The 24,851-nt window shown below is 52.2% G+C and carries 22 protein-coding genes; 18 read left to right on the top strand and 4 right to left on the bottom strand.

The genetic code is table 11. The features are described from left to right. Positions 1–269 precede the first annotated feature (269 nt). Positions 270–2,495 (bottom strand): HAMP domain-containing methyl-accepting chemotaxis protein, encoded by a 2,226-nt coding sequence (locus ACQ0MK_RS04500; protein ID WP_430475004.1) that lies wholly within the window; start codon positions 2,493–2,495, stop codon positions 270–272. A 436-nt stretch (positions 2,496–2,931) separates the two neighbouring features. On the opposite strand from ACQ0MK_RS04500, the gene ACQ0MK_RS04505 reads away from it, so the two are divergent. The 7 genes from ACQ0MK_RS04505 to tolR all read left to right on the top strand — a co-directional run bounded on the left by ACQ0MK_RS04505 (position 2,932) and on the right by tolR (position 7,716). Continuing rightward, positions 2,932–3,678 carry a YebC/PmpR family DNA-binding transcriptional regulator gene (locus tag ACQ0MK_RS04505; RefSeq protein WP_350043821.1) on the top strand — a complete coding sequence of 249 codons (747 nt, stop codon included), beginning with the start codon at positions 2,932–2,934 and terminating at the stop codon, positions 3,676–3,678. 87 nt (positions 3,679–3,765) lie between these two features. Next, positions 3,766–4,296: a crossover junction endodeoxyribonuclease RuvC gene (gene ruvC, locus ACQ0MK_RS04510; RefSeq protein WP_430475005.1), complete on the top strand. Its 531-nt coding sequence runs from the start codon at positions 3,766–3,768 to the stop codon at positions 4,294–4,296. After that, positions 4,293–4,988 carry a Holliday junction branch migration protein RuvA gene (gene ruvA, locus ACQ0MK_RS04515; RefSeq protein ID WP_430475006.1) on the top strand — a complete coding sequence of 232 codons (696 nt, stop codon included), beginning with the start codon at positions 4,293–4,295 and terminating at the stop codon, positions 4,986–4,988. Before ruvC ends, ruvA begins: the two co-directional genes overlap by 4 nt. Beyond that, positions 4,985–6,058, top strand: coding sequence for a Holliday junction branch migration DNA helicase RuvB (gene ruvB, locus ACQ0MK_RS04520; protein WP_350043818.1), 1,074 nt, complete (start codon positions 4,985–4,987; stop codon positions 6,056–6,058). The genes ruvA and ruvB overlap by 4 nt, the downstream gene beginning before the upstream one ends. Beyond that, on the top strand, positions 6,058–6,519 hold the full coding sequence (locus ACQ0MK_RS04525; protein WP_430475007.1) for a YbgC/FadM family acyl-CoA thioesterase: 462 nt from the start codon (positions 6,058–6,060) through the stop codon (positions 6,517–6,519). The genes ruvB and ACQ0MK_RS04525 overlap by 1 nt, the downstream gene beginning before the upstream one ends. A gap of 7 nt (positions 6,520–6,526) precedes the next feature. Continuing rightward, the gene (gene tolQ, locus ACQ0MK_RS04530; protein WP_350047055.1) at positions 6,527–7,258 is read left to right on the top strand and encodes a protein TolQ; all 732 of its coding nucleotides are present in this window, start codon (positions 6,527–6,529) and stop codon (positions 7,256–7,258) included. Positions 7,259–7,260: 2 nt separating this feature from the next. Then, positions 7,261–7,716: a protein TolR gene (gene tolR, locus ACQ0MK_RS04535; protein ID WP_350043815.1), complete on the top strand. Its 456-nt coding sequence runs from the start codon at positions 7,261–7,263 to the stop codon at positions 7,714–7,716. Positions 7,717–7,823: 107 nt separating this feature from the next. Here the strand turns inward: tolR and ACQ0MK_RS04540 are convergent, their stop codons facing one another. Then, positions 7,824–8,261 (bottom strand): hypothetical protein, encoded by a 438-nt coding sequence (locus tag ACQ0MK_RS04540; RefSeq protein WP_430475008.1) that lies wholly within the window; start codon positions 8,259–8,261, stop codon positions 7,824–7,826. On the opposite strand from ACQ0MK_RS04540, the gene ACQ0MK_RS04545 reads away from it, so the two are divergent. The 8 genes from ACQ0MK_RS04545 (at position 8,230) to ACQ0MK_RS04580 (ending at position 17,690) form a co-directional block, all read left to right on the top strand. Further along, positions 8,230–8,667: a hypothetical protein gene (locus ACQ0MK_RS04545; protein WP_350159444.1), complete on the top strand. Its 438-nt coding sequence runs from the start codon at positions 8,230–8,232 to the stop codon at positions 8,665–8,667. The genes ACQ0MK_RS04540 and ACQ0MK_RS04545 overlap by 32 nt on opposite strands. Positions 8,668–8,708: 41 nt before the next feature. Further along, positions 8,709–10,085: a Tol-Pal system beta propeller repeat protein TolB gene (gene tolB / locus ACQ0MK_RS04550; protein WP_430475009.1), complete on the top strand. Its 1,377-nt coding sequence runs from the start codon at positions 8,709–8,711 to the stop codon at positions 10,083–10,085. Positions 10,086–10,215: 130 nt separating this feature from the next. Continuing rightward, a complete protein-coding gene (gene pal / locus ACQ0MK_RS04555; RefSeq protein WP_350043812.1) occupies positions 10,216–10,710 on the top strand; it encodes a peptidoglycan-associated lipoprotein Pal in 495 nt (164 codons plus the stop codon). 281 nt (positions 10,711–10,991) lie between these two features. Next, a complete protein-coding gene (gene ybgF / locus ACQ0MK_RS04560) occupies positions 10,992–12,002 on the top strand; it encodes a tol-pal system protein YbgF (RefSeq protein WP_430475010.1) in 1,011 nt (336 codons plus the stop codon). Positions 12,003–12,023: 21 nt separating this feature from the next. Further along, complete coding sequence (tilS, locus tag ACQ0MK_RS04565; RefSeq protein WP_430475011.1) at positions 12,024–13,478, top strand: tRNA lysidine(34) synthetase TilS; 1,455 nt, start codon at positions 12,024–12,026, stop codon at positions 13,476–13,478. 85 nt (positions 13,479–13,563) lie between these two features. After that, positions 13,564–15,504 carry an ATP-dependent zinc metalloprotease FtsH gene (gene ftsH / locus ACQ0MK_RS04570; RefSeq protein ID WP_430475012.1) on the top strand — a complete coding sequence of 647 codons (1,941 nt, stop codon included), beginning with the start codon at positions 13,564–13,566 and terminating at the stop codon, positions 15,502–15,504. Positions 15,505–15,517: 13 nt separating this feature from the next. Next, positions 15,518–16,633, top strand: coding sequence for a dihydropteroate synthase (gene folP / locus ACQ0MK_RS04575; protein ID WP_430475013.1), 1,116 nt, complete (start codon positions 15,518–15,520; stop codon positions 16,631–16,633). A 268-nt stretch (positions 16,634–16,901) separates the two neighbouring features. Beyond that, a complete protein-coding gene (locus ACQ0MK_RS04580; RefSeq protein WP_430475014.1) occupies positions 16,902–17,690 on the top strand; it encodes a response regulator transcription factor in 789 nt (262 codons plus the stop codon). 74 nt (positions 17,691–17,764) lie between these two features. On the opposite strand, the gene ACQ0MK_RS04585 is transcribed toward ACQ0MK_RS04580, so the two are convergent. Both ACQ0MK_RS04585 and ACQ0MK_RS04590 read right to left on the bottom strand, forming a co-directional pair. Continuing rightward, positions 17,765–19,750, bottom strand: coding sequence for a sensor histidine kinase (locus ACQ0MK_RS04585; protein ID WP_430475015.1), 1,986 nt, complete (start codon positions 19,748–19,750; stop codon positions 17,765–17,767). 2 nt (positions 19,751–19,752) lie between these two features. Then, positions 19,753–21,771, bottom strand: a complete 2,019-nt coding sequence (locus tag ACQ0MK_RS04590; RefSeq protein WP_430475016.1) for an ATP-binding protein — start codon at positions 21,769–21,771, stop codon at positions 19,753–19,755. A 268-nt stretch (positions 21,772–22,039) separates the two neighbouring features. Here ACQ0MK_RS04590 and glmM point away from each other — a divergent pair, with 268 nt between their 5' ends. The 3 genes from glmM to ACQ0MK_RS04605 all read left to right on the top strand — a co-directional run bounded on the left by glmM (position 22,040) and on the right by ACQ0MK_RS04605 (position 24,845). Continuing rightward, entirely contained in the window at positions 22,040–23,389 is a 1,350-nt protein-coding gene (glmM, locus tag ACQ0MK_RS04595) for a phosphoglucosamine mutase (protein ID WP_430475017.1), read from the top strand. A gap of 65 nt (positions 23,390–23,454) precedes the next feature. Further along, positions 23,455–24,252 (top strand): bifunctional hydroxymethylpyrimidine kinase/phosphomethylpyrimidine kinase, encoded by a 798-nt coding sequence (gene thiD, locus ACQ0MK_RS04600; RefSeq protein ID WP_430475018.1) that lies wholly within the window; start codon positions 23,455–23,457, stop codon positions 24,250–24,252. 50 nt (positions 24,253–24,302) lie between these two features. After that, positions 24,303–24,845: a DinB family protein gene (locus ACQ0MK_RS04605; protein WP_430475019.1), complete on the top strand. Its 543-nt coding sequence runs from the start codon at positions 24,303–24,305 to the stop codon at positions 24,843–24,845. Positions 24,846–24,851: the final 6 nt, after the last annotated feature.

Genomic DNA, 24,851 nt, shown 5'->3' on the forward strand with positions numbered 1-24,851 from the left:
TTTCGATGGGGCCCGATCTGCCTTGGTAAGGTGGGGCAGTGTCGAGAAAAAAGTGCCTTATATGTTATAGTTAATGCCCATATATCATAGTCCATACAAATTTAGCATGCATTTTTATGAAGGTGTATCTCATAGGTTGCATTTCTGCATTTGTCGGTTCTGTTTGTGCGTGAATGGGCTAGGGGCATTGGTCTTTTTGATGCCTGTCGGATACGAAAAAAGGCCCGCCAAATTGGCGGGCCTTTAATGTCAGGAGACTGTGGTTTTAATCAGGAAGCAGCGCGATCACGTGCCTGTTGGCGCAGATCTTCAAGAATGCGGTTGATCCGCGACCGCAGATTTTCGACCTTCTCTGATGCATCCTGTGCCGTTGCGAAGACCTGACTGGACAGCTCACCCGTCTTGCCGGTTTCGCTGGCAACTTCCGTGATCGATGCCGATACCGAACGGGTACGATCCGCCGCACCGCGAACGTTACGGGTGATCTCGTCGGTTGCGGCACCTTGTTCTTCAACGGCGGCTGAAATGGTGGTGGCAATTTCATTGATGTTTTCAATGATACGACCAATGTCACCAATGGCACTCACAGACTGACCGGTTGCTTTCTGAATACCGGAAATCTGGCCCGAGATTTCCTCGGTCGCTTTTTCGGTCTGGTTGGCAAGGTTTTTGACCTCGGCGGCAACAACGGCAAAGCCTTTGCCAGCATCACCAGCACGAGCGGCCTCAATCGTTGCGTTCAGGGCCAGAAGGTTGGTCTGTTCGGCAATGTCCGTGATCAATGCAATCACTTCACCGATACGATCAGCCGACTGCGACAGGCTGACAACCAGTTCGTTGGTTTCCTGTGCACGGGTCGATGCTTCGCCGGAAATCCGGGTGGATTCGGCCATCTGACGGTTGATTTCCGCATTTGATGCCGAAAGCTGTTCGGTGGCGGCTGCAACGGTTTCAACGTTGCCGGTTGCTTCCTGTGCCGAATTGGCGACTTCTTCGGTCTGACCCGATACCAGTTCCGCACTTGTGGTCATCTGACCCGAAACACCCTGAAGCTGTTGGCCAAGGGCTGCGATTTCGTTCACAGCACTTTCGACTTCGCCCTGAAGGGTATCGGCAAGGCCAAGAAGCTCATCGCGCAATGCTTCGTTACGTTCGCGGTTCAGGCGTTCTTCTTCGGCCTGCATGCCGCGGACTTTAAGGGCGTTTTCCTTAAAGACTTCAACAGCACGACCCATGGCACTGATTTCGTCATTGCCTTTGGCTGGAACCACGACTTCAAGATTGCCATCGGCAAGCTGAACCATGGTTTTCTGCAAAAGGCCAAGACGCCGCAGAACGTTGCCACGGACATAAAGCACATAGATCAGAAGTGAAATCACGATTGCTGCAATCGCAACGACGGCCAAGGCAGTTAAGCTTTGCTTTTCAACGACCTTTGCCTGTGCGGCAGCGTCATTAACTTCGACGTTCAAACCCGCGACCAGTTCGGCAACGCTGTTACGCATTGCATTGGCATATTCGCCACTTTGAACGACAAGGGATTGGCTGCTTTCACTGGCTTCAAGTTCGCGTTTGCGCAGATCAGGCAAGCTACCGTCGCCAACCGAAAGAGCCTGCATCTTGTCAATCAGATCAACATAGAAGTCTTTGAGACGTTCATTGCCAATCGAGTCAAGCTTGCTCAGAGCATCGGCATATGTGCCGCGAATACGCACCGGAATGATCGACAGACGCACAGCCTGTGTTTCCGTGGTGCTGGAAATAATCATGTTTGATGCAGTAGACCCAAGGCGCTCAATCTCAAGGATTGGGGTGCGGGTCTCAATCGCGGATGCATATTTCTGGAACGTCTCGAGAATCTCTTCTTTCGCGGCACTATATTGTAGTGACGGATCTTTCTTGAATGACGCGGCGTATTGACCACCTTGGGAAAGGTCATTCTGGGTATAGGACAAGACCGGCTTTAGAGTGTCTGCATAACGCTTTGCCAGATTCTGGAATTCAGTAAGCTTTTCAGATTTTTCATTCGTGATCTGGAAGCGTTCCTGCGTCACCGCATGAAGCTGTTCAAGATTGTCCTGCAGCAGGGCACGGTTGTTATTGATGCTCGCAATGACTTCGGGCATGAAACCGGTTGCTTCAATTTTATTGATGTCTCCAACCAGTGCCTGAAGGCGAACAGCAAGTTCGTCATTGATCGCGGTTTCTTCTTCCGAATTGGCCGAGGCAACAATCCGTGGTGCGATTGCGACAATCTCTGCGCTGCCGGTTGCCAGGGCTTGTGCCGCTGCAATAGGTGGAAGTTTTTCTTCTGTGATGGTAGTAAGCGCATCACCGAATTTGTTGAAAGATACGGCCCCGACGACAGCGGAAATTACCGCCATGAATCCAACCAAAGCAAACGAAATCAATAGTTTGCTTTGGACCCCGAATTTACTTCCCATTCTATCTAACCTTTTGTTTCCTGACTGTGCCTGATTGGCTTCTATGTCCATACGGGTCTTTAAAAGCGCCGTATGTGATGAGCCTGATTTTTGTCCGGCAACAAGTTTACCCCAGAGAGTCGTACTTCTTTAGTTTAATAGGTAAGTTCATCCGTATTATTGGAAGAATATCTTTGTATCTGCAACATCTAACAATGTGCATGAGTATAAAATGTACGAAACTTGCCGTCGGGTTTGCGGCGCGCGCTGGGGAAAAACCTGTATATCAGTGTATCTATTCATAAGGTTCGACCAAGCATGGCTGGACGTTGTAGAGTAAACAGGCTATAGGAGCGGTCGAAATTTTTGTCCGTCTGTTTGCAGATTTTGAAGTTATCGGATTTGTCGACATTCGGGCGGGCTGGTCTGACAGGGAACTCCCGCATGACCGGCGTGGTATCATCCGATACCGTTCCACATCGAGTTCAATGAATACAGGTTTTAGGTTATGGCCGGCCATTCCCAATTTAAGAACATTATGCACCGCAAAGGTGCGCAAGATAAAAAACGCGCCAAGATCTTCACCAAGATTGCCCGCGAAATTACCGTTGCTGCGAAAATCAGCGATGATATCGACAGCAACCCGCGTTTGCGTGCCGCAATTTCCGCAGGCCGGGCTCAGAACATGCCCAAAGACAACATCGAACGCGCCATTAAAAAGGCGACCGGTGCGGGCGAAGGCGATAACTACGAAGAAGTTCGCTACGAAGGATACGGCACCGCAGGTGTTGCAGTTATCGTCGAAGCATTGACCGATAACCGTAACCGTACCGCATCCGAAGTGCGCGCTGCTTTCACCAAAAGCGGTGGCAATCTTGGCGAAACCGGTTCGGTTGGCTTTATGTTCACGCGCGTTGGAGAAATCGTCTATCTGGCGGATAAGGCCGATGCGGACGAGATCTTTGAAGCCGCCCTTGAAGCCGGGGCTGCCAATGCAGAGTCTGATGAAGATAGCCATGTCATCGATACCGAGCTCGAAGACCTCAACGCGGTACGCGAAGCTCTGACCGAAAAATTCGGTGACCCGGAAAGTGCCAAAATGGTCTTCCGTGCCGTGACCGAAGCCGAGATCACTGTTGATCAGGCTCAGAGCATCATGAAACTTGTTGATGTGCTTGAAGACAACGACGACGTTCAGAATGTCTGGACCAACGTTGCCTGGACCGACGAAATCGTCGCGGGTCTGGAAAACTAATTCGTCCAATTAATGTTGCCAACACCCGCCTTTCGCTTTTGAATGGCGGGTGTTTTGTATCTGCTTCATGGAAATTAGGGTGACGCTGTGGTCAGAGTACTCGGGATTGATCCCGGTCTTCAACGTACGGGCTGGGGGGTCATCGACCTTCAAGATAACCGTATGCGTCATGTCGCCAACGGGGTCGTGACATCGACCCAATCGCTTTCACTGGCCGAACGCCTTGATCAGCTTCATACAGGCTTGATCGAAGTGATTGAAAACTGGAAGCCGGACGAAGCCGCTGTCGAAGAAACCTTCGTAAATAAAAATCCCGTATCGACTCTCAAACTTGGTCAGGCACGCGGTGTTGCCCTGCTTGCTCCGGCACGCAGTGGCATTCCGGTAACGGAATATACACCCAATGCCGTCAAAAAGACTGTGGTAGGTGCTGGTCATGCTGCCAAGCAACAGGTGGAAATGATGGTTTCGACCTTGCTTCCGGGATGTGAAATTGCCGGGGCCGATGCCGCAGACGCCCTTGCAGTTGCCATCTGTCATGCGCAACATGCCGGGAACCGGGCGCTGGCGGCAAGTATGGCGGCCAAGCCAACAGGAAACGGGAGAAGATACAGGTGATCGCGAAACTGCGTGGAATTATCGATTTCATTGGCGAAGACAATGTCATCATTGATGTGAATGGTGTTGGCTATCTTGTTTTCGCATCGCGCCGGACATTATCCATGCTGCCTGCCAAGGGCGGCGATGCCGGATTAATGATCGAAACCCATGTCCGTGAAGATCATATTCATCTGTATGGCTTTGCCGATAATGCCGAAAAACAGTGGTTTTCACTTCTGACCACCGTGCAGGGTGTTGGCGCAAAGGTTGCGTTGGCCTTGTTGTCGGTTTTAACTCCGACGGATCTTCTGCGCGCCTTGGCCGCACAGGACACAACCGCCCTGTGTCGCGCACCGGGCATTGGCCCAAAAGTCGCCACTCGTATTGTTGGTGAACTTAAAGACAAGGCCGCCAAACTTAACCTTGGCCCGGTTGCTGCACCGACAGTCCCGGCGCCTGAGGCCGATAAACCCGCCACAAAATCAAAGAAATCGTCGAAATCGGGCGCGGATGTAAATGTTGCTGCCACCCCGGCAGAACCGGTCATTGATGACAGCGTTGTATTGTCCGATGCGGTTTCTGCACTGGTTAATCTGGGTTATGGCCGCTCCGAAGCATTCGGTGCAGTGGGCAAGGCCGCCCAGCAGGCAGGGGATGATAAGTCGATTGATACGCTGATCCGCTTGGGACTAAAGGAGCTTAGCGCGTGAGCGAAGAAGAAGACCGTTTGCTCAGTGGTGAGCGTCGCGAAGAAGACCATCAGGATGGATCGCTGCGTCCGCGCCGGTTGGATGATTTCACCGGCCAGAAAGAAGTGCGCGAAAACCTTGATGTCTTTATTCAGGCTGCGCGGTCCCGCGAAGAGGCCATGGATCATGTGTTGTTCTTTGGCCCACCGGGACTTGGCAAAACCACCTTGTCGCAAATTGTCGCCAGCGAACTCGGTGTTGGTTTCCGTGCAACGTCCGGTCCGGTGATTGCCAAGGCCGGTGATCTTGCCGCCCTTTTAACCAATCTTCAGCCGCGCGACGTATTGTTCATTGATGAAATTCATCGTCTCAACCCGGCGGTCGAAGAAATTCTCTATCCGGCGATGGAAGACTTCCAGCTTGATCTGATCATCGGCGAAGGTCCGGCTGCACGATCTGTCCGGATTGATTTGCCGCCCTTTACCCTTGTTGGGGCCACAACCCGTTCGGGCCTTTTAACCACGCCACTCCGCGATCGGTTCGGCATTCCACTGCGTCTGCGGTTCTATGAACCCGAAGAACTGGTCAGCATCGTTGCGCGTGGCGCGCGGCTTTTGCATTTCGAATTGACCGAAGAAGGGGCGATGGAAATTGCCCGTCGGTCACGCGGAACACCACGTATTGCCGGGCGTTTATTGCGACGTGTGCGTGATTTTGCCTCTGTTGCGGAAAAATCACCGGTCGATAAATTTATTGCCGATGCGGCACTGACCCGGCTTGAAGTCGATAATCTTGGCCTGGACAGTCAGGACCGTCGTTATCTGAATTGTATTGCCGGGAATTATGGTGGCGGGCCGGTGGGCGTTGATACCCTGGCCGCAGCGCTTTCGGAAGAACGCGACACGATTGAAGATGTGATTGAACCCTATTTGCTGCAACAGGGACTGATCCAGCGCACACCGCGTGGACGTATGTTGGGCATCAAAGGGTACAAGCATCTTGGTCTGATCCCGCCGCGTGAAGCGGGCGGGGTGCCGTTGGCGGATCTGTTTGATCGTCAGGGGGATGGATCAAATGGGGACGATTCCTGATGACACAAAACGATCATGAAGCGTTGCTCGGCTATTTGGACGGTAAGCGGCATGTTTATCCTTTAGTCGTATTTTATGAGGATACGGATGCTGGCGGGATCGTCTATCACGCGAACTATCTGGCTTTTGCCGAACGTGCGCGTTCAGCGATGCTTAACCAGTTGGGCTTTACCAATCGAAATGTTGCAGAACGCCACAAAGTTGCCATAGCCGTTAGACACTGTACCGTCGATTTTCGTCGGGCGGCTCAGTTGGAAGACCGCCTTACGGTTGAAAGCCGGGTGATTAAGCTTGGGGGCGCATCACTTGGGTTTGAACAAAAAGTAATGCGCGACGGCGAGGAATTGGTGGTGATCGAGATTTATCTCGCCTGCATGTCGATTGAAGAACTTCGGGCCCAAAGACTGCCCGAAGAACTACGAACGGCATTTAGTCGCTATCTGGATGTGAACAAGGACTAAAGAGAATATGGAAAATCAAGTGGTCGACGCGGTAACGCTGGGGCAGTCGGTCATGGCACATGACATGTCTCTGTGGGGACTATTCATGCAGGCTGGGCTGGTCGTCAAAACGGTGATGATCGGACTGTTAATGGCTTCGGTCTGGGTATGGGCCATTGTCATCGAAAAATTGCTGCGCCTTCGCAAGTTGCGCGCGCAGGCAACGACCTTTGAAGAAGCCTTCTGGTCGGGCGGGTCGCTTGAAGACCTTTATGATCGAATTGCCGACAAGCCGCGCGATCCGATGGCGGCGATCTTTGTCTCGGCGATGCGCGAATGGCGCCGTTCAAACGCCCGTGGGGTCACAGGTGACACCATGCGCGCGCGGATGCAGCAGCGCCTTGAAAAATCCATGGAAGTCACCCTTGGTCGCGAGATGGACCGGGTTGAACGCTATATGACTTTCCTGGCATCGGTCGGTTCAACCGCACCGTTTGTCGGTCTGTTCGGGACCGTTTGGGGCATCATGGTATCGTTCCAGGCGATTGCAGCGTCAAAAAATACCTCGCTTGCGGTTGTTGCACCGGGGATCGCAGAGGCGCTTTTGGCAACTGCCATGGGCCTTGTTGCCGCAATCCCGGCGGTTGTTGCCTATAACAAGATTTCCAGCGACCTGAACCGGTATAACAACCGTCTTGAAGCATTCGTGGACGAGTTTACCTCGATCCTGTCGCGCCAACTTGACGACACGAAAGACTGATCATGGGTGCACAGCTTTCATCCCGATCAGGTGGTGGCGGGCGTCGTGGACGCCGCAATAACCGCCGTGCCGCGATGAGCGATATTAACGTCACACCGATGGTCGATGTGATGTTGGTGTTGCTTGTGATCTTCATGGTTGCAGCACCGTTGATGACGGTCGGTGTTGAAGTTGATCTGCCAGAAACAAGTGCTGCGCCGATGACCGGGCAGGATGAACCGCTGGTGGTGTCGGTCTCGGCCGAAGGCACGATCTATATTATGGATAGTGAAATCGCCCAGGACACGCTGAGCGAAAAGCTTTCTGCGATCACGGACAACAAAGCGGAAACCCGTATCTTTGTTCGGGGCGACAAGTCGATTGATTATGGCCGCGTGATGGAAGTTATGGGCCTGATCAAGAATGCCGGTTTTACAAAGGTCGCACTGATCGCCGAACTGCCGGAAAAGGGTTCGTAACAGAATATGCTACGTTACGCTCTCATATCGTTTGGCCTACATGCTGTGCTGTTTTTGGTTGCGTGGCTGGGTTTGCCGGACCTGTTCGAAGAAACACCGATAGAACTTCAATCGATTTCGGTTGAAGTCGTAGATGTGGCGGAGTTTTCTGCGGCACCGACCAAGGCGTTGCCAAAGCCGGAGCCGAAAGAAGAAGCCAAACCAAAGCCGGTGCCAAAACCAGAGCCGAAGCCGGTCCCGAAACCAGAACCGAAACCCGTACCAAAACCGGAACCCAAGCCTGAGCCAAAACCAGAGCCGAAGCCGGAACCGAAACCAGAACCAAAGCCCGAGCCAAAGCCGGAACCGAAACCAAAGCCCGAGCCAAAGCCGGAACCGAAACCAGAACCGGTTCCTGTACCAGAAGTGAAAAAAGAACCTGAACCAAAGCCGGAGCCAAAACCGACACCGCCGAAACCGGAACCGGTCAAAAAGCCGGAGCCGAAAAAGGAAGAACCGAAAAAACGCGATTTGATGAGCGTTCTTAAGGATGTCAGCAAGCTCAAGGAAACAGCAGAAGCAACGCCTGATACGCAGCCAGACGAAGCGCCACAGGAAAATGCCAGCGAGGTTGTCGCAACCAGACTGGATGCCAACCTGACCATGAGCGAGCTTGATGCGGTCAAACGTCAGATCGAAAGATGCTGGAGCCCACCGGCAGGGGCGAAGGAAGCGGGTAGCTTTGCGGTAGAAATACATGTCAGTGCAAACCCGGACGGGACTGTAAGACAGGCACGAATTAGCAACCTGAACGACATTCAGGGGGATGCGTCGCGCCGTACGATTGCGGAAAGTGCCCTTAGAGCTGTGCTAAATCCGCAATGCAGCCCTCTGAAACTGCCGCTGGATAAATATGAAATGTGGCGCACATTCACGTTCAATTTTGACATGCGTGAAATGCTGGGCCTTTAATAGATAAGTTCTTGAACACGCGTGGAAAATAGCGAGGCAGGATGACGATCGAGACCAACGCAATAAAACGATTTTGGGTAAAAAGCAGCATTCCGGTGCTGTGTGCCCTTGCCCTTGCCGTTGTCGCTGGCCTGAATGTCGGGTTTGTGTCGTCGGCACAGGCTGAACTTCGGATTGATATTACCCGGGGTGAACTTAAACCGATGCCAATTGCCGTAACCCGGTTCCCGGGTGACGGGGTTGCGGAGACCGAAGTTGGCCAGAACCTGACCCAGGTGATTGCTGCCGACCTCGAACGTTCGGGATTGTTTTCACCGATCAGTGAGAAAGCATTTATTCAAAGTGCCTCTTCCTTGGCGGTGAACCCGAATTTTGCCGAATGGCGTGCCATCAATGCGCAGGCATTGGTTAATGGTCGCGTTGTTACCGAACCAAATGGAATGCTTCGCGTCGAATTCCGTCTTTGGGATGTGTTGGCTGAAACCCAGATGTCTGGTGTTGCCTACCGTACACAACCCAATAACTGGCGCCGTATTGCGCATAAGATCGCTGATGAGATCTATAAGCGCATCACAGGCGAAAGCGGATATTTCGATACGCGGATTGTATATGTTTCTGAAACTGGTCCGGCGGACAACCGCAACAAGCGGTTGGCGATCATGGATCAGGACGGTGCAAATCATCGGTTCTTGTCCGATGGTCGGTTCCTTGTGCTGAACCCGCGGTTCTCGCCGACGGCACAGGAAGTGGTCTATATGTCGTACTTTAACGACAAGCCACGTGTCTATGTTTTGGATATCGATACTGGCGAGTTGGAATTGCTGGGTGATTTTCCGGGGATGACGTTCGCCCCCCGATTCGCGCCAGACGGGAACTCGGTTGTCATGTCGCAAGCGCTTGACGGGAACAGTGAAATTTATGAACTGGACCTGCGCACGCGTGAAAAGCAGCAGCTTACGCGTCATGCTGCCGTGGATACCTCGCCTTCCTATTCGCCTGATGGGTCGCGCATTGCGTTCAACTCCGATCGCAGTGGTTCGCAACAGATTTACGTGATGAATGCCGATGGTGGCGGCGTGCAACGTGTCAGTTTTGGCGGTGGTCTCTATGCCACACCAGTCTGGTCGCCACGCGGAGACCTGGTCGCATTCACCAAATCGCAAGGAGGTCGGTTCTATATCGGCGTCATGAGGCCAGACGGTAGTGGAGAAAGACTGCTGGCCGAAGGGTACCTCGTAGAGGGACCAACATGGGCGCCGAACGGAAGAGTTTTGATGTATCACCGCCAACATCCGTCTAAAGATGGAACCAAGGATCGCTATCGTTTGTATTCGATTGATCTCACAGGTTATAACGAGCGAGAGATCGTTACACCTGCGGATGGGTCGGATCCTGCATGGTCACCCTTGATTCCCTGATATCTCAAGAGTATAGTCATCGCGAAGCACTGAATGCGATTCGCTTAAATCGCGGGCATTTTCGGTGTCGCGAGACATGGAAAACACCAACCTCGGGCGAATGCGTCCGGTGTTAAGGGGAAAAACTTAAATGAAACTTCGTATTCTCAGCGTTTTCGCAGCTGTCGCACTTTTGGCCGCTTGTGAAACTGCACCTGATAGTTCTGCTACCACTGGTGGCGAAGGTGTATCGACTGTAAACCAGCCGTCCACCACCACGTCACTGTCGGAAAGCAGCCCTGAGTGGTTCGCTGTAAACGTTGGTGACCGCGTCTTCTTTGGCTTCGACAAATATGACCTGGCCGGTGAAGCACGTCGCACCCTCGAACTGCAGTCCGCTTGGCTGAAAAAATATCCGCAGTACAAAGTTGTTGTTGAAGGTCATGCCGACGAGCGCGGCACCCGTGAATACAACCTTGCACTCGGCGAACGTCGTGCGAACTCGGTTAAAGATTACCTGATTGCTTTGGGTATCGATCCGTCGCGCGTCGAAACCATCTCTTATGGCAAAGAGCGTCCAGTTGCTCTTGGTCATGACGACGAAAGCTGGGCGAAAAACCGCCGCGCTGTATCGGTTATCCGTTAAGCGCGTGCAGGTGAAAGCCTGACTTGAATATCAAGGCGCCTGTCCCGTTTGGGGCAGGCGCCTTATTTTTGCCGCCTGAAAATGTTTGAAAGTGTCATTGTTTCTTTCATAGTGACGCAAAGAAGACAGCATTGACGACAAAGGACCCGACAATGATCCGAGTTCGATCCACCACTGAAACGCAAAACCGTTCCTGCACATCCAACCAAGTCAAATGGGTTGCCACAACAGGTTGCCGCGCAAAAGTGGTCTCATCCGCGCGCAAAGGCCGGTCTTTTTTGATGGCACTTGCCATCGGGGCTGTTGTCGGGATTACGTCGCTTGGATCTTTGCCTGTTTATGCGCAGGACGCCAATATGTCGCGACAGGTCGATCAGTTGCGCAAAGACCTTGATCTGCTTCAGCGTTATGTTTACCGCGAAGGAACCGGTGCTGCCGGTTCTGCTGCGTCATCTGCGCTAAGTTCCGGTGTCGATCCGTCAACACCGGCTGCGGCACGTCAGCAAGTTCAGATCAATGAGATACAGCGCAGTGCAACCCAGTTAACCGGGCAGATTGAACAGTTTGATTTTCGGATTCGCAAGATCGAAGACCGGCTTGAACGTCTGGTGTCCGATATTGATTTTCGCCTTAGCCAGCTTGAAGGTGGTGCTGTTTCCGGAAATGGCGCGAATGGTGCCGTCGCACCCTTGGCAGTAGGACAACCAAATAACACAGCACCAACCGGTAATAGCGTTGCCTCAAGCGAACTTGGCGGGGCCGCAAGCGGCGAAGCGATTAATGAACGTGGCACCAAACTGTTTGGTGTGATCGAAAATGAAGGCCAGCCGCCGCAAATTCCATCCGGCCCGACTGGAACCAGCGCGCCAGCGTCGCAAACCCAATCGGCAGCTTTGTCGACCGGAACGCCTGAAGAACAATATCGCGAGGCCTTTGGCCTGCTGCGCAAACAGGATTTCCCGGCCGCCGAAGCTGCTCTTAGCAGTTTCGTTTCCAGCCATCCAAATGATCCACTGGCAGGCAACGCACAATACTGGCTTGGCGAGACCTTCTATGTTCGCGGCGAGTTTGAAAATGCCGCCATTGCCTTTACCGAAGGTTTCCAAACCTACCCCGATAGCACCAAGGCACCGGACAATCTTTTGAAACTTGGGATGTCCTTGGCTAACCTTGGCAAGAATGAAGATGCCTGCACGGCATTTGGTCATTTGATTGATAACTTCCCGAATGCGTCCAACGTGGTTTTGGATCGCGCGCGTCAGGAACGTAAAAATCGCGGATGCGCGCAATAAGGGAACGACAACAGGCCTGTCATGACCGATCGCGTCCGATCACAACAATCCCATTCTGCGGCGTCCAGTGGAACTCCATTGGACGCCGTTGTCTTTGAACGGCTTATGACCCCGTTCTTGCCGTTTGAAAAGAACCCGAAACTTGCCGTCGGGGTTTCTGGTGGTGCGGATAGCATGGCGCTGACGCTGCTTGCCCATGACTGGTGCCGCAACCGGGGCGGGGTGTTGCTGGCGGTGACAGTTGATCATGGTTTGCGCGGTGATTCGGCATCTGAGGCAAAAAAGGTCGGTGATCAGCTTGCCAAACACGGCATTGATCATGTGATTGCGCCGTGGGTTGGCGATAAACCAACCGGTGCCATTCAGGAACAGGCAAGGATTGCCCGCTATGACATCCTTGATAATATTTTACGCGATCGTGGCATCTTCCATCTACTGATTGCCCATCATGCCGATGATCAGGCCGAAACCATTGCCATGCGCGATGCGCACGGGACAAAGGTTTTGGGGCTTTCGGGGATGACTGGACGCAGGTTTCTTCGGCACGGGCGCATGTTGCGGCCTTTGTTGCCGGTTAGCAAAGCTGATCTGATGGCAACGTTGGCGGCCTTTGATCAGGAATGGATCGAAGACCCGTCAAATACCAATGAGAAGTTCGAGCGTGTGCGCGTGCGCAACGATTTGTCGCGTGGCACTGGTGGAAAGCTGCGCGATCAAAGTGCATCCGATCACCGCATCGCGCTTGAAACCAGCATCGGTGAAATCTTGGCGTCATCCGTGACCCTGCATGGCAGTGGCATTGCCATGATCGACCAAGACGCCTTTTTCGCATACGCCAGTAATAATGGTGCGGATATCTATGCACTGGGGCAGGTGGTGCGCACGGTTGGCGGAGCGGCATATATGCCGGTGTTTGACGCGCTGCGTGACGCACTTGCGCAATTTGGCCGGGACAAGACAGCTAGGATCAGCCTTGGTGGCTGTATGTTACATGGGCGTAAGGGGCAGATTTACATTTACCGGGAATTGGGCCGGATGGATCGGGGTGCGGTGCCTGTTTCATTTGAAAACCGAGACGTTCAGAACGGTATTCGGTGGGATAACCGGTTCGATTTGATGGTTGATGATCTCGAAATTTTGCCTGAAGCAGGGCTTATGATCGGGCCGATTGACCTTTGTGATGTGTTTCACACAAAGGCATTTCGCAGTGCATTACGCGAAATAGTGCCATTTATTGGTAATTTACCGCGCGCAGCCCTTGCATCCATGCCCGCACTCTACGATAAAGAAGGCTTGCGATCCGTTGGCGGGCTTGAGGTTTCAGAGCTTTCCGACGTATTATCCGCCGCCGACTGCGAACGGCCTCTGGGCAGAGGTGAATTTGCATTTGGCGGGCGATGGCGGTTTGCACCCCGAGTACCTTTGTGGGAAAGTGGATTTAAATCGTCGCCGAAACCCGACAACCTACTTGCGTAAGCGGGGCTTGTGACTATCTGATGGTCAAGCCTTGCGCGGGAAGTTTTGCGTCACGGCACACATATATTGCGACCAGTAGCTTGGAATGAATATGGGAAAAAATCTTGCACTGTGGGTTATCATTGCCATCCTTTTGGTGGCCTTGTTTAACCTGTTTCAGTCGCCCTCCGGACAGTCCGGCCAGTCGTCGCTGGCGTTTTCGGACTTCCTAGCAGAAGTCGATAGCGGCCAGATTTCAGAAGTCACTATTCAAGGTGACACGCTAATTGCAAAAACGCGCGACAATCGCACGGTTAATGTATACACCCCCGCTTATCCGAACCTTGTTGAAAAACTGAACGACAAGGGTGTTCGGATCATCGCAAAACCGGAAGAAAGCCTGTCGCCGCTGATGAGTGCGCTGATCAGCTGGTTGCCGATGCTGCTGATCATCGGGGTGTGGATTTTCTTCATGCGTCAGATGCAGGGCGGTGGTGGCAAAGCCATGGGCTTTGGCAAATCCAAAGCCAAAATGCTGACAGAAAAATCCGGTCGCGTGACGTTTGAAGACGTTGCCGGCATTGAAGAAGCCAAAGCTGAACTTGAAGAAGTCGTCGACTTCCTGCGCGACCCGCAGAAGTTCCAGCGACTTGGCGGTAAAATCCCCAAAGGCATGCTGCTTGTTGGTCCTCCGGGTACTGGTAAAACGCTTTTGGCCCGTGCAATTGCGGGTGAAGCAAACGTACCGTTCTTTACGATTTCGGGTTCTGACTTTGTTGAAATGTTCGTTGGTGTCGGTGCATCGCGTGTACGTGACATGTTCGAACAAGGCAAAAAGAACGCCCCCTGCATCATCTTTATCGATGAGATCGATGCAGTTGGCCGCCATCGTGGTGCTGGTCTTGGCGGAGGTAACGATGAACGCGAACAAACGCTTAACCAGCTTTTGGTTGAGATGGATGGTTTTGAAGCCAACGAAGGCGTAATCCTTGTTGCGGCAACCAACCGTCCGGACGTCCTGGATCCAGCATTGCTGCGTCCGGGTCGTTTTGACCGTCAGGTTGTGGTTCCGAACCCTGATCTTGAAGGCCGCGAACACATTCTTGGTGTTCATGCCCGCAAGGTTCCATTGGGGCCGGATGTTGATCTGCGTACGGTTGCACGGGGTACGCCGGGTTTCTCGGGTGCTGATCTTGCCAACCTTGTCAACGAAGCAGCCCTTCTTGCTGCCCGTCTTGGCAAACGCGTTGTCACCATGGCTGATTTTGAAAATGCCAAGGACAAAGTCATGATGGGGGCAGAACGTCGCTCCATGATCATGACCGATGACGAGAAAAAGCTGACGGCATATCACGAAGGTGGCCACGCATTGGTTGCCCTTCATACCCCGGCATCTGATCCGATCCATAAGGCAACCATCATTCCGCGCGGTCGTGCGTTGGGGATGGTGATGCGTCTTCCGGAACGTGATCAGGTTTCCAAATCCTATGAACAGCTGATTTCTGATCTGGCTGTTGCCATGGGCGGCCGCGTTGCCGAAGAGCTTATCTTTGGCAAGGACAAGGTCACGACAGGGGCATCTTCCGACATCAACATGGTGACGCAATATGCGCGCAAGATGGTGACGGAGTGGGGCTTCTCGGATATTCTTGGGAACGTGAAATATGTCGATAACCAGGAAGAAGTTTTCCTGGGGCATAGCGTTGCCCAGCATAAGAATGTTTCGGAAAAAACCGCTCAGATGATTGATGAGGAAGTCCGTCGTTACTCTGACGAGGCCTATGAATTCGCCAAGCGGGTTCTGACCGAATATCTTGATGACCTGCATATTCTGGCCAAAGGTCTTCTGGAATACGAAACCCTGTCGGGCAAGGAAATCGACGCGCTGTTGCGTGGCGAGTCAATTGACCGTCCGGGTCATTCAAGCGGCAGCGGCAAGGATGCGGGGGGACGTCGTTCGACGGTCCCAAGCTCCGGCGGTGCACGTAAGGAAAACCCGGATGAAGGTGGCGGGGATCTTTCCCCGGAACCGCAGCCGGGAAGCTAACTGAAAGAGACTGATGGACGAGATCAAAAGATCGGTCCTGCGAAGCCCCGCCGATGTGCGGGGCTTTGCTGATTTTGACGGACCGCTATATTACGCACCTACCGGGTTCATCGATCATGCCGATGATCCTAATACATTGCCGCTTGCCGGATCACGGCGCGGGTTTTCTGCACTTGAAATCATTCGACGCCGCGAAGAAGGCGGTGCTGAAAGCATGATCTTGCCGTTGCTGGCCTTAGAAGGTTGGGTTCAAAACAGCGGGCGCGTTGATGAAATCAACAATGTGCTTGATCGCCTAATGACCAAACGCCCGGATTTTGCCGGGCTGGATATGGCTTCTTGCCATGTCATGGGGGTTGTTAATGTCACCCCGGACAGCTTTTCTGACGGTGGGGATTACAACACCACTGATCAGGCGGTTGCACGTGGTCGTGAATTGATCGAACAGGGTGCCTCCATCCTTGATGTTGGCGGCGAATCCACCCGTCCGGGGGCCGAAGATGTTTCCGAGGCCGATGAAATTGCCCGCGTGGTTTCGGTTATTCGTGAACTTGCCACCGACGGTCATGTCATCTCGATCGATACGCGTCACGCTGGTGTCATGGAAGCCGCGATTGAGGCCGGTGCGAGCATCATTAATGACGTTACGGGGCTTGAAGGCGATGAACGGTCCATGGAAGTGGCCGCCGCGTCAGGCAAGCCTGTGATGCTGATGCATATGCAGGGTGAACCGGGCACCATGCAGGCTGACCCGCAATATGATTGCGCGGTGCTTGATGTTTATGACTATTTGCTCGACCGGATTGAAAGCTGTGAACGTGCGGGGATTGCGCGTGACCGGATTTGCATCGATCCGGGCATCGGGTTTGGTAAATCGCTGTCGCATAATCTGGAACTGCTGTCGCGCTTGGCCATCTTCCACGGATTGGGTTGCCCGATCTTGCTCGGAACATCGCGCAAATCATTTATCGGCAAAATCGATCCAAAGGCCGAGCCCAAGCAAAGACTGGGGGGATCGATCGCATCCGCTGTCAATGGATGGCGTCATGGGACGCAAATGATCCGGGTTCATGATGTTCAGGAAACCGTTCAAGCAATTTCAATCGTGAGTTCTACATCCATCGTATAGTACGATAGTGTTAGTCTAGACGATCTGTATAGCTTGTCATTTTTGCTGCATTGCTTAGAAACAGAACGGAGAAACGCGTTGAAACTTGCAATTTCAACGCGTTTCTCCGTTCTGTTTTTTTTTGGCAGGATTCTGGCATTTTCTGACCTTGTGCGGTTGAGGCTTGCAGTCTTGTGAACATCGGCACATACAAAGTATTGAAAGAATACAAGTGGCGCAAAAGTCACACTCTTTGGTTGGGTAACAGAGCAAACGCGAAGGTCTTTGTATGAACGGAATTGGCGGCCTGACGCAGCCGGATTTTGGCGGCGTGGCAACGGGCCAGGATGTTATGGCACATTGTGTTTTTGTCGTTGAAGACAACACCGATCTGAACAAGGATCTGTGTGAGTATCTTGAAATGTGCGGGTTCGAGGTTGTCGGTTGTGAAACCGGTGCCGCGTTTTATCGTGCGCTAAAGACACAACAACCCGCTGCCGTCATCCTAGATATTATGCTGCCTGATGCAGATGGTTATGAGTTGGCACAATATGTTCGCAAGAACATTGATTGTGGGATCATGATGCTGACATCGCTGTCGGGAATGGATCATCATCTTACCGGGTATAAATCCGGTGCGGATGTATACCTGACCAAAGATAGCCCGCTTTCGGTTATCGAAGCCGCCTTGCAGCCGCTTTTGCGGCGCTCGAACCGTAACGAAGTGGTTGAGCCGCAGGAACAGGAAATCCCTGAAGACAGTTGGGTTCTTGATATGCTCAATTGGACCTTGTGCAATCCGGATGGCGATGAAGCGTCGCTTACCGCGACCGAACGCACCATCATCAAACTTTTGATCGAGGCGAATGGTGCCTGGCTGACCCGACCCGAAATTGTCGTGGCGTTGGGCAAGGCCGATACGGCTGAAAACTGCCGAAATCTTGATACGGCCATCCGGCGTGTGCGCCAGAAGGTCATAAAGGAAGTTGGCGGAGAATTGCCCGTACGTACCGCTTATGGTCGGGGATATGCATTCACCTCACCGGCAGTCGTTTCAGGTTCGGCTGAAGTTTCCTGACATCCCTGCCAAAAATCAATGCCGTGATCAAATATTTCGTTAAGTGATGGGGCCGGGAAACGTGTAAGCAGGCCTTAGGCCTTCGCAACTCCGATTTCCTCACAGGACAAGAGCAGGCAAAGCTCGATACCATTATCGCCCCGGTCACGCAGTTTGATCGATCCTCCGTGAGCGTCAACAATCCGTTGTGAAATATGAAGTCCCAGCGCATTCCGAAGTGACTTGGCTTCCATTTCACGTCGGAATAATGCATCGCCGATCAATCTTATTTCATCATCATCAAGACCTTCTCCCTTACACGGGATGGCAATTTCAACCAGCAGATTGCTATGGCGATGAAGTTCTATCTGAATGGGGCGCCCGTGGGCAAACCGCCGGGACGTTTCAATCAGATTGGTGATCGCTAGACCGATAAGCGTCTCGTCAATAAACACCTCAAGGTCTTGGGTGTTATCTTCATTGACGAGAATCTTGGCATCTTCGCGTGTGGTGTTGGCGACGAATTCCTGCATGAAACGGCTAAGCGGTGTTAATTCACGAGCAAGGGAGAATTCATGGCGATCAATACCATCCTTGCTTAGGAAAATATCAACAAGCCGGGCAAGCTTTCTGGCCTGTAACTGGATGCGTTCCAGACGGTTCGAAACATCCCCTGTACGACCCTGAAGCCTGAGCATCAGCATTTCAGATGAGCGCTGAATAACGGCAAGCGGGGTTCGGAATTCATGCGACAGCATTGAAATCAGGTTGCGCTGCTCTTCGACCAGTGTGGTGGTTTCTTCTGCTTTCCGCGATATGCTATTGCTTTCCCGATCCATATGAGCCAGTCGGACAGCCATCACAATCCCCATGGCGATCATGTGGAACAATGCCGAGAACTGATGCAGTTCGAGCCGCAGTGGCGTTGCCTCGATCAAACCAGAATGAGCAAGCTGAAGCATAACAGCAGGACCCGTCGGAAGGGCGAGAATGAACAAATAGGCCCATGTGAGCCAGTTACGGGCATCATCAAACAGTCGCCTGACCAGATACAGGCTCATGATGATCATGAACAGCGAGTGGCTTGGGACGATGTAGCTGCCAAATACCGTGTAAAGATCCCCCGCGCCACCGACGAGAAACATCAATATAAACAGCGCATAAGCACAGCATACTTTGTAAATGAAGGGATGGTGTTTTTTTATGTCGACGATGTAAAACCATAGAAACGCCGTGACCGCGTGCGATATAATATTGATCTCGCCCAGTAGGAAATCATTCAGCCAGGTTATCTCGGGCCTGATTTCACTCAGCACGATCCCGGCAACAATCGCGACAACTGTGCCAATCGTAAATACCCAGATGCCGTAAAGCATCACAGCTAAATCTCGCGCGACAATGCCCAGTATCAGATAGGCAAGGCCAAGGGTAACCACCAGTCCAAAAAACACATTTACTGCCAAGCTGCGGACGGTCAGGGCCGTGATCAAATCTGTCTGTGGCCAAAGTTTTATGCGCATGAAATTGGTACTGTTGCTCTGTACCCGGATAAACATCCGGTAGTCTCCGGCGTCAAGAAATGGCAACGCTGTGACATGTGCCGGGCCACCATATGGGCGTAGGCTTGCCGGGGTGTTGTCGCCCATGTTTGATCGCCAGAACGGTTCGTTTTGGCCTTTACCGATCAGGACGACATCAATGAAGTTCAAATAACTCGGTTGCAGCTCAAGATAGGGGCGTTCAGTGACTTTTTCCTGCACGGAAAAGTCGAGCCGATACCAGATAACATCACGTGTATAGCCAAAGGACGGAATTGCCATGTCTTTGGCAAATGCGTCATCGGGCAGAGCTATGACATCGCTTAGTATTTGCTTGCGGGTTTTATCGACATGCCATGTCAAAAGCCCGGTCAGGGTAACCGGGCTGTCAAGCGCACCCGGCAACTGAAATTGTGGTTTTTCCAGTGCCGGGGGGCTTGTCGGCTGTGCTGAACCACTTGTGGTCGATATTGCCAATGCCATCAGCACCATCATGGCAAGACAGACAAGTTTCATCGGTTGGGAAAAGACATGATTTACCATGATCAATGTCCCTTGCCCCTCGATGAAGCGGAGGCAGTGTCTATAACACCAAACAGCGTTTCGTTGGTTCTGGAAGCCGTGGCATCATAGTTGTAAGGAAGTTTCAGCAAAATCGTTGTGCCGCCCTTTTCGCCGACACTGATCGACATCGTCCCGTCATGGGCCTCGATGATACGATTGGTAATGTGCAGTCCCAATCCAACGCCTTGGGTAGTTGCCGCATGTCGACCGCGGAAGAAGGCATTTAAGACTTTGTTCAAATCATTAGGCGGAATGCCCGGTCCTTCGTCGACCACACGGATATAGACATATCCGTTCGCAGACCGGTTGCATGCAACCCACACGGCGGCACCAGGCGCATATTTTCGGGCATTTTCGATCAGGTTGACTACTGCGCGTTCCAGAAGGATGCGGTCGATATCGACAATCGCAAATTCCGAATTGATCAATGTGACATTATGTTCCTGCACTTCGCGACGGCGTCTTCCGATCAGTTCGCTTAAAAACTGGTCAATGGCGATCAGCTCGCGTGATGTGGTGAAGGTTGCGCTATCAAGTGTTTCTTTGGTCAGAAACGCATCGACAAGGGCGGAAAGCTGCCCGGCATTGGATCGGATCGTTGAAAGACGGCTGTGGATCGCTTCTTTTTCGTCACGCAGATGAAGGCTTAGAATTTCGGCTGACCGCTGAATGATGGCAAGCGGGGTTCGGAACTCGTGCGACAACATGGTGATGAATGTACGTTGTTCACCTGCCAGTTGATCGGCGCGTGCGCTGGTATGAAATGCATCGACCCGCTTGTTGGCAAGTTTATTGATGCGCAAGCCCATTGCAAGAGCGAGCATGATCAGATGTATGGTTGAACTGGTTTGAAAGACATTGGTGGTAAAACTATTGATCGGTAAACCGCCCAGCAAGGTGGCTAAATGAACGATCCCGGCCAGTGTCGGTATGCCCAGTGCAATCATATAGAACCAATAGATAGTAGTACCATAAACCCGATGGCCGGTTAAAATCATATAGACAAGAAGTGTGGCCAGCAGAAAAATTTCGGGAATGAAGAACAGTTGCGCATAGATGATGTAGTAATCCGAGATCGACGTGACCAGACCAGCAATAGCAAGGAAGGCATAGCTCATCATAATGCGAAACAGGACCGGATTCAGACGGTCCAGACGGATGATAAAGGACCATAAGGCCACCACTGACCCGATGGATAAAGCTGTCCCGGATCCTGTTATCAAATCACTGGCAAGGGGCCACATCCCTTTGAACAAAAGATGTGCATATCCGCTGGTGCCAAAACTAAGAAGGAACAGTCCAAAAATATAGACCGCATACCAGATAATAATGCGGTCTCGCGATAGTAGGCCGAATGTCAGGTACAGCCCGAAAATCACAATCAGAACACCCAGATAAGTGCCATTGCGATAACTGTCGCTACCGGTATTTGCAAGGATGGTTGCTTCTGTTCGAAGATGGGCTTCAAACAGATGTGCGCTGTTTGTCTGAACCCGGATCGTCAGCCAGTAATGACCAGGCGCAAGGTTGGGCCATTTTGCGATGTGCTTAAGGCTTGCCGGACGGTCTGGAGGGCTTGAAATCCTGTCGCCAACTTGATCTGTCCAGACCGTCTTGCCAGTATCCGATGACAGAATGGTTAGACGTATATCGTTCAGGTAGGCGGCCTTCATTTCAATAAACGCGGATTGACCAACGTCACTGATGGTGCTTTCAACAGTAAAAGGCGCGCGATACCAAACCGGATGTTTTGTAAATCCAGCAGTCGGGGTGTTAAATGCCGTAATGAATTCACTTTCAGGGACGTTGACCAGATCCACCGGCATCGTTATCCGACGATCTGTTATCAAGCGCGAGAGAAACCGGCTTAGGTCGATGTCGGTTTTCGGACCATTGCTGCCGACAATGAAATGCGGACCATCAAGATGGGCACTGGCATTGGACGGGAACATGGCAAGCAGACCGGTGGCGATCACTGCCAGCACCGTAATCAGTGCCATATTTGGGCGGCTGTCGCGCAAAGTTCCCCCGGTTTCAAAGCTTTAATTCATGATTGTTTCTGATAGCGTCTTTTCGCCAACAGGTCATTGCTTTTATAGGGGCATATCCTTACAGGCAGGCATGTGACCGTGTTAACGGATTACTCGCCAACTTGCCGTTAAAATGTCTTACTTGCCGGTAGCATTGCGACGTCACTTTGATATAACCGGCAATCAGAATTCATGAAGCAGGCAAACATGTCTGTGAAGCACAACAGAGATAAAAAGCATGAGCCGCAAATATTTTGGGACCGATGGCATTCGCGGAACGGCCAATACAGCGCCGATGACCGCCGAAGTCGCACTTAAGGTCGGTATGGCCGCAGGACATTATTTCACCCGCGGCAATCACCGTCACAAGGTCGTCATTGGCAAAGACACCCGACTTTCCGGTTACATGCTTGAACCGGCACTGGTGGCTGGTTTTACCTCTATGGGGATGGATGTGATGCTGGTTGGTCCGATGCCAACCCCGGCCGTTGCCATGCTGACCAAATCAATGCGCGCTGATATCGGTGTCATGATCTCGGCCTCACATAATCCGTTTCAGGATAACGGGATCAAGCTTTTTGGCCCGGACGGTTTTAAACTGTCTGACGAGGTCGAACTTGAAATTGAAACCCTGATGGAAAGCGATCTTTCCCACAAACTGGTTCCGGCCAATGCCCTTGGCCGTGCGCAGCGTATCGATGACGCGCCGGGTCGCTATATCGAAGCTGTGAAATCATCGCTTCCGGGGTCTGTAACCCTTGAAGGCTTGCGCATTGTGCTGGATTGCGCCCATGGGGCTGGCTATTCGGTCGCCCCCAAAGTTCTGCGTGAACTGGGCGCGGATGTGATTGCAATCGGCACCAGCCCGAACGGCATGAACATCAATGATCAGTGCGGATCAACCTATACCAAAACCATGTGTGATCGTGTGCTGGCCGAAAAGGCCGATGTTGGGATTGCCTTGGACGGGGATGCCGACCGCGTTCAGATGTGTGATGAAAAAGGCCAGCTGATCGATGGCGATCAATTGATGGGTCTTGTTACCACCCATTGGAAACGCACAGGCCAATTGCGCGGCAATGCACTGGTTGCGACCGTGATGTCGAACCTTGGGCTTGAACGTTATCTTGAGAAAAACGATATCCGCTTGATCCGGACCAAGGTTGGTGATCGCTATGTTGTTGAACAGATGCGTGCCCTTGATTGCAATGTCGGCGGTGAACAATCAGGCCATATCGTTTTGTCTGACTTCGCATCAACCGGTGATGGTCTTTTGGCCGCTTTGCAGGTTCTTGCCGTTCTGTCCAGCCGCGAAGGCCGGGTTTCAGAAATGAGCCGCGTGTTTGAACCGCTGCCACAGATTTTGAAGAATGTCCGTTATGCGGCGGGCTCTGATCCCTTGTCGCAAAACAGCGTGATTGATGCCATTTCAAGTGCTGAGAAGGCCTTTAATGGTGATGGCCGTGTTTTGATCCGTAAATCGGGAACCGAACCATTGATCCGTGTCATGGCTGAAGGCGATGATGCGATCAAGGTTGAACAGATTGTCGATAGCATCGTCGCTGAAATCATTGCTGTTGCGGGCTGATCGGCTGATCAGTGAACTGGTCGCCGGAAAATAACGAAATTGTACGAGTGTGAAGGAAGTCGATCATGAAGGGGCGTGTCTTGATTATTGCCGGGTCCGATTGTTCGGGCGGGGCGGGTATTCAGGCCGATATTAAATCGGTTACGGCCCTTGGCGGATATGCTGCAACTGCGATCACGGCCTTGACGGTGCAAAATACCACCGGAGTCTTTGACGTTTTGGGCATTTCCCCGGAAATGATCGTCCATCAGGCGACGGTGACAATTGATGATATCGGCGCAGACGCGATTAAAACCGGTATGCTGCACAGCGTACCGGTGATTAACGCGGTGGCGGAATTCATCAAGGCAAAAGCAGCCGGGATTCCAATTGTTGCCGATCCTGTGATGGTGTCACAAAGCGGTTCACGGTTGCTGCAGGAAGATGCAGTTCAGGCCCTGATCGATAATATGATCCCGCTTGCAACGGTACTGACACCAAATATTCCCGAGGCCGAAGTACTATCAGGTATGAAAATCACCGACGAAGGTGATATGATTGCTGCAGCGCACAAAATTGGCGAGCTCGGTGCAAAAGCTGTCCTGATAAAAGGTGGTCACGCCGAGGGGGACAAAATCGTCGATATCTTGTGGCGCCGGGATGGTGATGTTGAGGGCTTTGAAGGTTCGCGCATTCCGTCTGAAAATAATCATGGTACGGGCTGCTCGCTTGCAAGCTCGATTGCAACCGGGCTGGCACAGGGCATGGAGTTAAGTGATTCTGTTGCACGGGCGCGGGCATATGTTCGCGAAGCCATCCGAACCGCACCAAATTACGGCAAAGGAAACGGTCCGCTAAATCATGCGCATCCTGTAACCGGTTGAAAATCTTCGACGGAATGTGACAGGGCGCTAAACGTTGGGATAATTGCGGCATGCCGGGAACTTCGTTCTTCCATCAGGCCCGTAACAATGCCTGGTCAAATCACCGTCTGTTTGATGTTTGTCAGAAACTGACCAAACACGAGCTCAGCACCAAACGGGCAGCGTTTTCTCCGACACTCCTTGAATCCTTGAACCACGCATTGACCGTTGATTGGTATTATCTTGATGCGTTGGTCAATGGCAGGCGAGGACAAGACTGCTTTGCCAATGAAATGCCCTATATCGACATCGTCAAGCTGGCAGCAGCCCAGCGCGATGCCGATTTTAAATTGATGGCATTTTGTGATCAGCTTAATGACAAGGATGCGGTTCGCGAAGTTGAACTCAAACGGGCGGATGGCACGGTTGGCTATGAGGCCGTTGCAGACATCCTGTCGCATCTTTTTGTCTATCAAACCCACCATCGCGGGCAGGTTCATGTCATGCTGGGCAACACAGCCCAGTCACCGCCGCCACTTGAAGAATATCATCTTGAATTTGAAACGTCTTTTCGCAATTTTGATTTTTCAGGGTTTGGCGGAAAAGGGATCTAAAGGAAT

This window comes from Thalassospira lucentensis (assembly GCF_050516545.1).
In the GTDB taxonomy this organism is placed as follows: Bacteria; Pseudomonadota; Alphaproteobacteria; order Rhodospirillales; family Thalassospiraceae; genus Thalassospira; species Thalassospira lucentensis_C.